The following is a 12,413-nucleotide window of genomic DNA, read 5'->3' on the forward strand; positions in this document are numbered from 1 at the left end:
GCTTTGCGTGGGGCGGGAACGGGTTCTTAGGCCGTCACCGACGCCTGGCAGTAGTGCTTCACCAGGCTCATCAGTTCCTCTTCCGAGTACGGCTTGCCCAGGTAGTGGTTCACGCCCAGTTCCTTGGCGTGCTCGCGGTGCTTCTCGGCGATGCGCGAGGTGATCATCACGATCGGCAGGTGGGCCAGGCGGCTGTCGCCGCGGATGTTGCGGGCCAGGTCGAAGCCGTCCATGCGGGGCATCTCGATGTCCGACAGCACCACCGACGGCAGTTCGTCCGCCAGCTTTTCCAGGGCCTGCAGGCCGTCGGCGGCGAGCGCCACGCGGTAGCCTTCGCGCACCAGCAGGCGCTGCGTCACGCGGCGCACGGTGATGGAGTCGTCGACCACCAGCACCAGCGGCACGGCGGGCACGGCCGGGGCGACCGGCGTCACCACCTTCACCGCGCCTTCGCCCAGGGCGTCCGGGCTGGCACGGTCGGCGCTCAGCGCGCGGGCCTGCTCGCCGTACACCTGCGTCAGCGCCACCGGGTTGTAGATCAGCACCACGGCACCGGAGGCCAGCACCGTCATGCCGGCCAGGCCGGGCAGGCGCGCCAGTTGCGGGCCGAGGTTCTTCACCACCACTTCCTGGTTGCCCAGCACTTCGTCGACGTGCACGGCGACGCGCTGCGCGGCGGAGCGGAACACCACCACCGGCATCGTCTTGCCTTGCGGTTCGGTGCTGTGGGCGGAAGACTGCAGCAGCGCACCCGACCAGAAGAAGGGCAGCGACTCGCCGGCGAACTCGAAGCTGCCGGAGTTGTAGGCCTGCTGCACTTCCTTCTGGCTGGCGCGGCGCACCAGTTCCACCAGGTTGGCGGGCACGCCGATGGCGAGCTTGCCGGAGCGGATCATCACCACCTGCGTCACGGCGGTGGTCAGCGGCAGCACCAGCTTGAAGCTCGTGCCCTGCCCCGCCTGCGTCGCGGTTTCGATGCGGCCGCCCAGCGCATTGACTTCAGCGCGGACGACGTCCATGCCGATGCCGCGGCCGGCGAGTTCCGTCACCTGCGCGGCGGTGGAAAAGCCGGGCAGGAAGATCAGGTTGGCCGCTTCGGCGTCGGTGATCTGCTGGTCCGGCGCGATCATGCCGTTCTGCACGGCCTTCTCGCGGATGCGGGCGATGTTGAGGCCGGCGCCGTCGTCCTGGAACTCCACCGAGACGTCGTTGCCTTCCTGGCGCACCGAGATGACGATGGTGCCCGCGGCTTCCTTGCCGGCGGCGGCGCGCGCGTCCGGCGTCTCGACGCCGTGCGCCACGCAGTTGCGCAGCAAGTGTTCGAAGGCGGGCGTCATGCGGTCCAGCACGCCGCGGTCCATCTCGATGGAGCCGCCGATGATGTCCAGCTTGACCTGCTTGGCACTTTCCTTGGCGGCCAGGCGCACCACGCGGTACAGGCGGTCCGAGATGCCCTCGAACTCCACCATGCGCGTGCGCAGCAGGTCACGCTGCAGTTCGCGCGTCTGGCGCGCCTGCGCGATCAGGTCGTCTTCGGTCGCTTCCACCACGCGGTGGATGTTGCGCTGCACCGTGGCCACGTCGTTCACCGACTCGGCCATCAGGCGCGTCAGTTCCTGCACGCGCGTGAAGCGGTCGAACTCCAGCGGGTCGAAGCCCGCGGCGGTGTCCTTGGCCTGCGCCATGCGCGACTGCATCTGCGACTCGGCCTGCACCTCGATCTCGCGCAGCTGGGCGCGCAGGCGGTCCAGGTTGCCCGAGAGGTCGCCGAGCGAGCCGCGCAGCTGGCGCAGTTCGGATTCGAGGCGCGAGCGGGTGATCATCACCTCGCCGGCCTGCGTGACCAGGCGGTCCAACAGCTGCGAGCGCACGCGCACGGCCTGGTTGGCGGCCTGGCGCGAGGGCGCGACGCTGGTCTGCACGGGCATCGCGATCGCGGTGCTGCGCACGGGGGCAGCAGCGGGCTGCGCGGGTGCGGCCTGCGCCGGGGTCGGCATCTCGAACACGGGCGCGGCCGGTGCCGGCTTCGCTTCCGGCGCCTTCACCTCCACCTGCGGCTGCATCTGCAGCGGCGCGGACGGCGCGGGCGTTTCGGCCGGGGCGACGCCACCGGTGGCACGCAGCGTGTCGAAGCGCGACTGCATGGCGTCGAAGCGGTGCAGCAGGGCTTCGATGTCGGCCGAGTTGATGTTCTCGTGGCCCAGGTATTCCACCTCGGACTCGAGCCGGTGCGCCAGTTCGCCCAGCTGCAGCGCGCCGGCCAGGCGGGCGCTGCCCTTGAGCGTGTGCAGCGCACGCAGCACGATGTCGCGCGGCTCGCGCTGGTCCGGACGCGCGGCCCACTGGCGCAGCGAGCTGCCCAGTTGGGGCATCAGTTCGGCGGCCTCTTCCTCGAAGATCGGGAACAGGTCGGGGTCGATCGCGTCGACGACGTCGAGTTCTTCCTCGGTGTCGACCTGCACCACCGGCGCGCGCGGCGCGGCTTGCGTCGTCAGGCCGAGCGGCTGCGCGATCGGGCCGCGCGGCACCACCGGGGCGGCCTTCGGCTTTTCGGCAACGACGACCTTCTTGTCGCCGAAGCCGGTGAGCGTGTCGTCGCCGTCGCGGCGGTCGGAGCGCGTCTCGCCTTCGGCGTCGCGCAGCGCGTGCAGGGCCTGCAGCAGGCGCGGGTCGGGTTCCTTCAGGAAACCGGCGGCGAACTGGTGCAGCAGGCGGCGCACTTCTTCCGCGGCCTCGGTGAAGATGCGCGCGTGCTGCTCGCTGCCGCCCGCGAGAGACTGCGTGTGCTGCAGCGCGCCTTCGAGCGCGCGGGCGATCTCGGACAGCGCCTGGAAGCCCACCGTGGCGGAGCTGCCGGCCAGCGAGTGCGCCCAGCCCACCGTGGAGTCGGACACGCGCTGGTTCATCTCCAGCGTCCACTCGCTGATTTCGGTGGCGAGGCGGCGCGACCATTCGTCCGCCTCGTTCAGGTACACGTTGTAGAGCGGGATGCCGATGCGCAGGTTGCCGATCACCTTGACCTGCTCGTCGCGCGACGCGTCGGCATCGTTGGCGGCGGGCTCGGGTTCCGGTTCCGGCATCGCGGCGGCGACGACCACTTCGGGGGCCGCCGGTGCCGGCGTGTCGAACACGAAGTCGTCGTTGCCCAGGGTGATGGGTTCGCCAGCGGGCGCGGCTTCGACCACCGGCTCCGTCGGGCCGGCGACGGCGGACAGGCTGGAGAAGTCGATGCCGGAGATCTCCATCGGCTCCTGCATGTGCGCCGGCGGCTCGATGTCCATGCGCGGGAGGATGGCCGTGGAGACGAGCTCCGGCAGTTCCTCTTCGGGCTGCGCCGGCGCGGCGGCGCCGAAGTCGGCGAACTCGGGCGGCAGTTCGTCCGCGCTGAGTTCGGCGATCTCGGTGGAGGGCGTCGCGGGGGCGGTACCGAAGTCGATGTCGAATTCGGCGGGCAGTTCGGTGGCTTCGATGGCCACCGGCGCTGCGGGTTCGGCGGGCAGGTCGATCGAGAAACCGAGGTCCTGCAGTTCCGCGACGGGCGCCGCAGGGGCTGCGTCCGGCTGCGGCGCGGCGCCGTCGTCCAGCGCCATCAGGTTGGAGAGGATGGCGCTGTCGGTGGCGGGCAGTTCGGCCGGTGCCGCTTCGGCGGCGGGGGCTTCGGCTTGCGCGGTTTCGCTCACGACGGCCTGCAGCGCCTGCGTCGCTTCGTGGCTCACGCCAGGCATCTCGATGGCCACCAGGCGCGACTCGGTGCGCAGCGTGTCGGCGGCGGTGCGGAAGGCGGCGGCCGTCCAGCCGGAGTCCTTGCCGTCGGCGATGTCCTCGACCCAGCGGCCGAAGCCCAGCATGGCCTGCGTGGACAGCGAGCGCAGTTCGTCGCCGGCGGGCTTCTGGTCGGCCAGCCAGGTGTTCAGCACCTGCTCCAGCGACCAGGCGGCTTCGCCGAATTCGTTCAGGCCCACCATGCGCGAGCTGCCCTTGAGCGTGTGGAACGCGCGGCGCAGCGTGGTCATGTCGGCCAGGTTCTTCGGGTCCTCGGCCAGGGCGGTCAGCGCGGCCAGGCCGTTGCCGACCACTTCGCGCGCTTCCTCCAGGAAGATCTCGCGCAGTTCGCTGTCGCCGTCGTCCTCGTCGGCCGCGGCGGCAGGGGCCGGAGCGGGTGCGGGGGCCGGCGCAGGCGCGGCGGCGCGCACGGGCGCGACCGGCGCGGGGGCCGGTGCCGGCGCGGGTGCCTTCGCGGCGGGCGCGAAGTCGAGCGGCGGCAGTTCGAACGTGGGCTCGGCGGCCACGGCGGGAGCAGCCACCGGCGCCGCCACGGGGGCGACCGGTGCGCTGAACGCCGGCAGTTCCGGCGCCTGCGGCCGCGCGGCGGGCTGCTGCGCGGGCAGGTCGGCACGGCCCATCAGCGGGCGCAGCTCGCCCTGTGCGTCGTCCCACACGAACAGCTTCTTCGCCAGGCTCGGCTGGTAGTTCAGCATGTCGATGAGGAAGCCGAGCGCACCGAGGTTGGTGCCCAGCTTGTCGAAGGTCCCCGCGGCGCGGGCCTTCTCCTCTTCGATCTCGGTGGTGATGATGTTCTCGACCGTCTCGCGCATGCGCATGACGGCCTGCGAGGCGTGGTCCAGCCCCAGCACCGACAGCACGCCGCGCATCTGCGCGAGGAAGGTCGGGGCGTCGCGCAGCGGGCCCTTGTCGGCCGGGTTGCGGAAGAACTGGTCGAGCAGCTTCTCGAGCTCGCCCATGGTGCCGCGCAGTTCGCCGACCACGCTGCCCATGGTCTGCTTGTCGCTCACGCGGCGGTAGAGGTCTTCGACCCAGTGCTCGAGCGGCTCGGGCTGGCCGCCCTGCACGACCTTGCGCAGGCGCTCGGACAGGCGCTGCGTGCGGTCGGCCAGCTGCGCGTCGTTGGGGTCCAGGTCCTGGAAGGCGGCTTCGAGGTACAGCACCGCGGTGGCGACTTCCATCGCCAGTTCGGCGCTGGGCGGACGGTTGCTGCGCACGACGTTGTCGATGGCCGTGTTCAGCGTCTGGGCCAGCGGCTGGCTGCCGGGGTACAGCTTGATCAGCGTGTCGGCGAGGTTGTGGAACTGCTCGCCCACGCCCTTGACCTTGCTGGCTTCGCCGCCGGACAGCGCGGACCAGGTTTCCTTGGCCGTCGCCAGGCGCTTGCGCAGCTGGTTCAGCAGCGTGGGGTCGAAGCGGCCGAACGGGCTGCTCGCGTAATCCACCGGCTTGCTGGCGGACAGGCCGTAGCCTTCGCGCGCGGCGACCAGGGCCGGCGCGAGCGCCGGGTCCGTGGGCATCGCTTGCGCGCAGAAGAACAGGAGGTCCTGCGCCAGGCGGTCGGAGACGGTCTCGTCACCCTTGGCGAGCGAGGCGTACTGCAGCAGCACGCGCGAAGCGGCGCGCTTGACGTACACGTCCGGCGGCAGCAGGCCCAGCGCGATGGCTTCGAAGTAGCCGGCGGCGATCTTCCAGAACACCTTGGGCTGGCGTGCCGCCTGCGAAGCGGCCAGGCCCATGCTCACTTCCGCGAGCTCGCGCCCGGCGGCGGGGTCGGCCGCCTTGACGATCTTCAGCACCGCCTGGTCCATCCGCGAACGGGTGGACGGCTCGTAGGCCAGGGGCTGCGTGCCCTGCGGGCCGGCGAAATCGTTCCAGCGCCAGTCGGTCGTCCAGAGGTCGGCCGGGTGCACGCGGTCGGCGCCGCAGACGTCCTGGACTTCCTTGTACTGCAGGAACAGGCTGACGGGCGAGACGGCCTTGCCGCCGAGCATCGCCTCGAGGTATTCGGTCAGCGCGAAGCCGGCACGTTCCACCTTGGCGGCGGCCGCCTCGGTGCACAGCTCGGGACGCTCGATGAACTTCTGGGCCGCGCCTTCCATCGTGCGCAGCATGTGCGCGGGCGCGCCCATGCCCACCATCTCCAGCGCGCCGACGGCCTGGTGCATGTGCTGGCGGGCGATGCGCAGGTGGCCGGTGTCGACCGAGGACATGTCCTGCCCGCGGGCCTGCGCGGCGTCGCGGACGAAGCGCCGCAGCGCGGAGGAGGCGGACTCGAGGGACTTGCGCAGTTCGTCCAGCACCCAGGCCAAGGGGCCCAGGTCGTTGTTCGGCGCCAGTTCGAGATCTTGGGCTGCTTGCATGAGGATTCCGTCTGGTGACGCGCTGCGCGTGGTGCCGCGCACGCGGCGCCACTGCGTCTGTTGTTATGCGATCTTGAACCGCGACACAGACTGGCGCAGTTCCTCGGCCATCCGCGTCAGTTCGCGCACCTGCTGCGCCGTCGAGCGCGTGCCTTCACCGGTCTGCTCCGTCACGGCGAAGATGTGCTGGATGTTGCCGGCCACCACGTTGGCGGACTCGGCTTCGCGGGAGGCGGAGGTCGAGATCTGTTCGATCAGCTCGGCGAGGCGGCGCGACACCTGGTCGATCTCGGTCAGCGCGGTACCGGCGTTGTCGGACAGCTTGGCCCCTTCCACCACGCCCTGCGTCGAGCGTTCCATGGCGGCCACGGCGTCCTGCGTGTCGGTCTGAATGGCCTTCACCAGCGCCGAGATCTGGCGCGTGGCGTCCGCGGAGCGTTCGGCCAGTCGCTGCACTTCTTCCGCAACCACCGAGAAGCCGCGGCCCGCTTCACCGGCCGACGCGGCCTGGATGGCGGCGTTCAGGGCCAGCACGTTCGTCTGTTCGGTAATGTCGGAAATCAGTTCGGTGATTTCGCCGATCTCCTGCGACGACTCGCCCAGCCGCTTGATCCGCTTGGAGGTTTCCTGGATCTGGTCGCGGATGGCGTTCATGCCGCCGATGGCGTTCTGCACGGCCGCGAGACCCTGCTCGGCGGCGTTCAGCGACTGGCGCGCAACCTGTGCCGATTCCTGCGCTTGACCGGCCACCGAGTTGATGCGGGAGGCCATGTCCAGCACCGACTGGCCGGTTTCGCGGATCTCGCGCAGCTGTTCGGTCGAAGCGGCCAGCAGCTCAGTGGAGGTGCTTTCCACCTGCGCCGTCGTCTGCGCCACCTTGGTCGCCGTGCTCTGCACGTTGCCCACCAGCTGGCGCAGTTCTTCCACCGTGTAGTTCACCGAGTCGGCGATGGCGCCCGTGATGTCCTCGGTCACCGTCGCTTCCTGCGTCAGGTCGCCCTCGGCGACAGACTGCAGTTCGTTCATCAGCCGCAGAATGGCCGCCTGGTTGGCGTCGTTCACGCGCTTGGCTTCCTGCTCCTGGCGCTCGGCTTCCTGGCGCTGCGATTCGGCGCGTTCCTGGCGGGCCCGGCTGTCCTGCAGCTGCACGTAGGCGAGGCCGATGGCGCAGAGGATGGCGAACACGGAGGAGATCGCCAGGGCGGCCAGCGCGCCGGCGCCCAGGCCGGTCTGCGCGGACAGCTTGGCCTGCAGGCCTTCCAGCGCGCCGCGCAGCTTCTCGCTGTCGGCAATGATCTTGGACTGCGCTTCACGGGCGGACACCAGGCCCTGCAGGTTGCCCAGGATGGCGCCGGCCTGCGTGCGGGTCTGTTCGTACAGCTTCAGCAGCGCGTCGAGGCGTTCGCGGGTCTGTTCGTCCTTGGTGGCGGCCAGGCGCAGCTCGGGGCTGCCATCCAGCATGCCCTGCGCGATTTCCTTGAAGGAGTTCAGGTCCTTGCCCAGCAGGAACACGGCTTCCGGCGACACGCCTTCCATCGTCAGGAATTCGTTGGCGGACTTGCCGATCCGCTGGGTCAGCATCACCAGCTGGCCGGCGGCGGAGATCTCGGCCGGGGGCGCGTTCTGCTGCAGCTTGAGCGAAGACACCGTTTCGGCGATCTCCAGCAGGTCGGACGACTGGCGGTTGATCGTGCGCAGGGCGGCGCCCACCTGCGTCAGGATCTTCTGCTGGCTCATCACGGTGTTCGCGTTCTTCTCCGCGTCCTGCATCATCGGCATGATCACGGCGATGTCGTTCTGCAGCTCCTCGGAGACCGGGGCCACGTTGACGCCGGCGTCGCCGTCCTTCAGCGCGCGCACCGTCTGCGCCAGCACGCGGGCGCTGTCCTGCACGTCGGGGAAGGCGGCGGGGCTGCCGATCAGCGCCTGCGACACCGACTTGGCCAGCCGCTGCGACTGCATCAGCGAGTTACCGGTACCGGCCACCTGCTGGGCGACCTTGTCGGCCTGCCGCACCGCGAACACCGCCACCGCGGCCAGCACGAACAGCGAGAACGCCAGCAGCGTGAACAGCACGCGCTGGTGCGTCGCCGCGGTGCGCTTGCCCAGCACCGGGACGGAGATCCGTTCCGCTTCGTAGGCCTCGTCGCCGACCTCTTCGCCGATGGTGTCGGGGTCGTTCGGGGCCTGCGTGCTGCCGGCCTCGATCGCCGCGGTCGAGCCCATGCTCATTTCCTGGGTGACGGACGGGTCGATGTCCTCGGCGTCTTTCTTGCCGAACAGGTTTTTCAGGGTAAAAGCGGACATGGTTGCAGCCTTCGGAGAGGGTCTAAGCGCTGATGCTCAGGAATTGCTGTTGTTGCGAAAGCGCCTGGAGATTGATTTCCTGCCAGTAGGCGCCACTGGCATCGGTGTAGCCGCTGCCGAAATAATCCGGCGAGCCTTCGGGCGCGTTGCCCGAGGCGACGAATGCGTCGGTGTTGCGCAGGCCGGCGAGCCGGTCGATCAGCAGTGCGCAGTTCACTTCGAGGAGCTGGTTCAGGGCGACCAGGCGCGCTTCGGCGCGGCCCGCATCGGAGCGCTGGGCCGGGGCCTGCCCGCTCACGTAGCTGGCGAGGTCGACCACGCCGAACAGGCCGCCGCGCAGGTTGGCCACGCCCAGGAACCAGTCCTGCGTGTAGGGGACGGCCTGGGCCGGGCTGTACGGGAAGATCTCCCCGGACTGGCTCAGGGGGAAGAGGTACTTGCGCCCGGCGGCTTCGACGGCGAGCCAGCCGGCCTGCACGCCTTCGGTACGTGCAGCCTGCAGCCGGCTGGCGAGCCGGCTTTGCAGCTCGCGGAGGGCTTCGCGGTTGGCCATGGTCGGTGGGTGGTACTGCTCGAAAGCGTGGTCAGCCGAGGGCCTTGATCTTGGCCATCAGCTCGCTGGCGTCCACCGGCTTGGTGATGTAGTCGCGCGCGCCCTGGCGCATGCCCCACACACGGTCGGTTTCCTGGTTCTTGCTGGTGCACATGATGATCGGCACGTCGGCGTAGGCCGGGTCGCGCGTGATGGCGCGCGTGAGCTGGAAGCCGTTCTGGCCGGGCATCACGACGTCCATCAGGATCAGGTCCGGCTTCTCTTCGCCCAGGCGGCGGAACGCGTCTTCGGCGCTCTCGGCCGTCTTGACGGAAAAGCCGTTCTTCTGCAGCAGGTCCGTCATGAACATCAGCTCGGTCTTGGAATCGTCGACCACGAGAACTTTGCGGATGGCCATTGCATCTCTCCTTGTTATTTCCCAGTGCCGAACTGCTGCACGGTCTGCAGCAGCTGGTCTTTCGTGAACGGTTTGGTCAGGTAGTCCTGCGAGCCGACCATGCGGCCCCGCGCCTTGTCGAACACGCCGTCCTTGGACGAAAGCATGACGACCGGCACGCCGGAGAACTTGGCGTTGCGCTTGATGATCGCGCAGGTCTGGTAACCATCCAGCCGCGGCATCAGGATGTCGCAGAAGATCAGGTTGGGCTCGTAGTCGTTGACCTTGGACAGGGCATCGAAGCCGTCCTCGGCCAGCATCACCTCGTGGCCGCCTTGCTTCAGGAAGATCTCCGCACTGCGCCGGATGGTGTTGCTGTCATCGATCACCAACACCTTCAATCCAGTGGTGCTCACTTGACGCCTCTCCTCATCTTGTTACTGCTCGAGGTGCGGCATCCCTCTTGCGTCCCAACGCCGCGGCCTCTGTTAGATCTGGACCATTTCGAAGTCTTCCTTGCGTGCCCCGCATTCAGGGCAGGTCCAGTTCATCGGCACCTGCTCCCACGGTGTTCCGGGGGCGATGCCATGTTCAGGAGAGCCTGCGGCTTCGTCGTAAATCCACCCGCAAATCAGACACATCCAGGTCTTCGTATCAGTCACAGCTTAAAGGGCCTTCGCATAGAATGCAACGATTGTATCGGGGCCTTTTCCCTACCCTTCCCAATGGAGAGGGTGCACAAGATACGGGCCGCCATGACGAATTCCACACCTATCCAGACGAAGCCCTCCGAGCCCGAAGGCGAGGACGCGGGGCCGGCCTGCGTGCTGGTGTTCAACGCGAGCGACCCGAGCGGCGCCGGCGGACTCTCCGCCGACATCACCGCGATCGCATCGGTCGGCGCGCATCCGCTGCCCATCGTGTGCGGCGCGTATGTGCGTGACACCGGCGAGGTGTTCGACCATTTCGCCTTCGACGAAGACGCTGTCGCAGAGCAGGCGCGCACGATCCTCGAGGACGTCCCGGTGCAGGTGATCAAGGTCGGTTTCGCCGGCAGCCCCGAGACCCTGAGCACCATCGCCGAGATCGCCGCGGACTACCCGGACGTGCCCGTCATCTCGTACATGCCGCAGCTTTCCTGGTGGGACGAAGGCCCCACCGACCTGTACGAAGACGCCTTCCGCGAGCTCATGTTGCCGCAGACCACCGTGTTGGTAGGAAACCACAGCACCTTGTGGCGCTGGCTGTTGCCGGATTGGAACAACGAGCGTTCGCCGACCGCCCGCGACCTCGCCAAGGCGGCTTCCGAGATGGGCGTTCCGTACACGCTGGTCACCGGCGTGCCCTTGCCGGACCAGTTCGTCGAGAACGTGCTGGCCACGCCGCAGACCGTGCTGGCCAGCGAGAAGTTCGAGCGCTTCGACGCCGTCTTCTCCGGCGCGGGCGACACCTTGTCCGCCGCCCTCGCCGCCCTGGTGGCGGGCGGTGCCGACCTGTCCGCCGCCGCGGGCGAAGCCCTGGCCTACCTGGACCGCTGCCTCGACGGCGGCTTCCGCCCCGGCATGGGGCACGTCGTCCCGGACCGCCTGTTCTGGGCGCAACCCGACCTGGAAGGCGACGAAGACGAAGTCGCCGCCGATCCGGCCGAAGGCTTCGACCTCCCCGCGCACGACACCAAGCACTGATCCCCTGCCACGCATGGCCACCGACAAGAACCTGGAACTCTTCGAGCGCGCCCGCGCGCTGATCCCCGGCGGCGTGAACTCGCCGGTGCGTGCCTTCCGCGCCGTGGGCGGCACGCCCCGCTTCGTGGCGCGCGCGCAGGGTGCGTACTTCTGGGACGCCAACGGCGACCGCTACATCGACTACATCGGCTCCTGGGGTCCGATGATCCTGGGCCACGGCCACCCGCGCGTGCTCGAGGCCGTGCAGAAGGCGGCCACCGAGGGCTTCTCCTTCGGCGCGCCGACCGAGCGCGAGATCGAGCTGGCCGAGGAGATCGTCAAGCACCTGCCGGCCGTGGAGATGGTGCGGCTGGTCAGCTCCGGCACCGAAGCGGCGATGAGCGCCATCCGCCTGGCGCGCGGGGCCACCGGCCGCAGCCACATCATCAAGTTCGAGGGCTGCTACCACGGCCACGCCGACGCGCTGCTGGTGAAGGCAGGTTCGGGCCTGGCCACCTTCGGCCACCCGACCAGCGCCGGCGTGCCGCCGGAAGTGGTGCAGCACACGCTGGTCCTCGAATACAACAACGTCGCCCTGCTCGAGGAGGCCTTCGCCACGCATGGCGCCGACCTCGCCTGCGTGGTGATCGAGCCGATCGCCGGCAACATGAACTTCGTGCGCGCCAGCGTGCCCTTCATGCGCCGCCTGCGCGAGCTGTGCACGCAGCACGGTGCGCTGCTGGTGTTCGACGAGGTGATGACCGGCTTCCGCGTGGCCCTGGGCAGCGCGCAATCGGTCTACGCGAAAGCGATCCCGGGCTTCAAGCCCGACCTGACGGTGCTGGGCAAGGTGATCGGCGGCGGCATGCCGCTGGCGGCCTTCGGCGGGCCGCGCGCGGTGATGGAGCAGCTCGCGCCGCTGGGCCCCGTCTACCAGGCCGGCACGCTTTCCGGCAACCCGGTCGCCACGGCCTGCGGGCTGGCGACGCTCAAGGAGATCACGCAGCCCTCGTTCTTCCCTGCCCTGGCGAAGAAGACGCAGGCGCTGGTCGACGGCCTCAAGGCCGCGGCGTCCGAGGCCGGCGTGCCCTTCGCCGCGGATTGCGAAGGCGGCATGTTCGGCTTCTTCCTGCTGCCGGAACTGCCGCAGAACTATCCGGCGGTGATGAAGAGCGACGCCCCGCGGTTCGGCAAGCTGTTCCACGGGCTGCTGGATCGCGGCGTGTACATCGCGCCGGCGCTGTACGAAGCGGGGTTCGTGAGTTCGGCGCACAGCGACGAGGACATCGCGCGGACCGTGGAAGCCGCGGGCGAGGTCTTCCGGTCCTTGCGGACCTGAGAAGCCGCCATTCCCGCGCAGGCGGGCA

General features: G+C 69.2%; 8 protein-coding genes. 2 read left to right on the forward strand and 6 right to left on the reverse strand.

Annotation, left to right across the window (positions count from 1 at the left end; translation table 11 throughout):
- Positions 1 to 26: 26 nt before the first annotated feature.
- From IM787_RS06515 to IM787_RS06540, 6 genes are all read right to left on the reverse strand, one after another.
- A complete protein-coding gene (locus tag IM787_RS06515) occupies positions 27 to 6,146 on the reverse strand; it encodes a hybrid sensor histidine kinase/response regulator (RefSeq protein ID WP_193675831.1) in 6,120 nt (2,039 codons plus the stop codon).
- A 63-nt stretch (positions 6,147 to 6,209) separates the two neighbouring features.
- The gene (locus IM787_RS06520; protein WP_193675832.1) at positions 6,210 to 8,453 is read right to left on the reverse strand and encodes a methyl-accepting chemotaxis protein; all 2,244 of its coding nucleotides are present in this window, start codon (positions 8,451 to 8,453) and stop codon (positions 6,210 to 6,212) included.
- Between the two features lie 22 nt (positions 8,454 to 8,475).
- A complete protein-coding gene (locus tag IM787_RS06525; protein WP_193675833.1) occupies positions 8,476 to 9,006 on the reverse strand; it encodes a chemotaxis protein CheW in 531 nt (176 codons plus the stop codon).
- A gap of 31 nt (positions 9,007 to 9,037) precedes the next feature.
- Positions 9,038 to 9,403: a response regulator transcription factor gene (locus IM787_RS06530; protein WP_193675834.1), complete on the reverse strand. Its 366-nt coding sequence runs from the start codon at positions 9,401 to 9,403 to the stop codon at positions 9,038 to 9,040.
- Positions 9,404 to 9,417: 14 nt separating this feature from the next.
- The gene (locus IM787_RS06535; RefSeq protein WP_193675835.1) at positions 9,418 to 9,798 is read right to left on the reverse strand and encodes a response regulator; all 381 of its coding nucleotides are present in this window, start codon (positions 9,796 to 9,798) and stop codon (positions 9,418 to 9,420) included.
- 72 nt (positions 9,799 to 9,870) lie between these two features.
- Positions 9,871 to 10,044: a rubredoxin gene (locus tag IM787_RS06540; RefSeq protein WP_193675836.1), complete on the reverse strand. Its 174-nt coding sequence runs from the start codon at positions 10,042 to 10,044 to the stop codon at positions 9,871 to 9,873.
- Between the two features lie 93 nt (positions 10,045 to 10,137).
- Here IM787_RS06540 and thiD point away from each other — a divergent pair, with 93 nt between their 5' ends.
- Both thiD and hemL read left to right on the forward strand, forming a co-directional pair.
- Positions 10,138 to 11,067, forward strand: coding sequence for a bifunctional hydroxymethylpyrimidine kinase/phosphomethylpyrimidine kinase (thiD, locus tag IM787_RS06545; RefSeq protein WP_193675837.1), 930 nt, complete (start codon positions 10,138 to 10,140; stop codon positions 11,065 to 11,067).
- A gap of 13 nt (positions 11,068 to 11,080) precedes the next feature.
- Positions 11,081 to 12,385: a glutamate-1-semialdehyde 2,1-aminomutase gene (gene hemL, locus IM787_RS06550; RefSeq protein ID WP_193675838.1), complete on the forward strand. Its 1,305-nt coding sequence runs from the start codon at positions 11,081 to 11,083 to the stop codon at positions 12,383 to 12,385.
- Positions 12,386 to 12,413 lie beyond the last annotated feature (28 nt).

The organism is Ramlibacter pallidus (assembly GCF_015070875.1).
GTDB classification, from domain to species: domain Bacteria; phylum Pseudomonadota; class Gammaproteobacteria; order Burkholderiales; family Burkholderiaceae_C; genus Ramlibacter; species Ramlibacter pallidus.

Excerpts from the sequence above, each read along its gene's own strand:
- IM787_RS06515 (WP_193675831.1), bottom strand. The coding sequence starts at position 6,146 with ATGCAAGCAGCCCAAGATCTCGAACTGGCGCCGAACAACGACCTGGGC.
- IM787_RS06520 (WP_193675832.1), bottom strand. The coding sequence starts at position 8,453 with ATGTCCGCTTTTACCCTGAAAAACCTGTTCGGCAAGAAAGACGCCGAG.
- IM787_RS06525 (WP_193675833.1), bottom strand. The coding sequence starts at position 9,006 with ATGGCCAACCGCGAAGCCCTCCGCGAGCTGCAAAGCCGGCTCGCCAGC.
- IM787_RS06530 (WP_193675834.1), bottom strand. The coding sequence starts at position 9,403 with ATGGCCATCCGCAAAGTTCTCGTGGTCGACGATTCCAAGACCGAGCTG.
- thiD (WP_193675837.1), top strand. The coding sequence starts at position 10,138 with ATGACGAATTCCACACCTATCCAGACGAAGCCCTCCGAGCCCGAAGGC.
- hemL (WP_193675838.1), top strand. The coding sequence starts at position 11,081 with ATGGCCACCGACAAGAACCTGGAACTCTTCGAGCGCGCCCGCGCGCTG.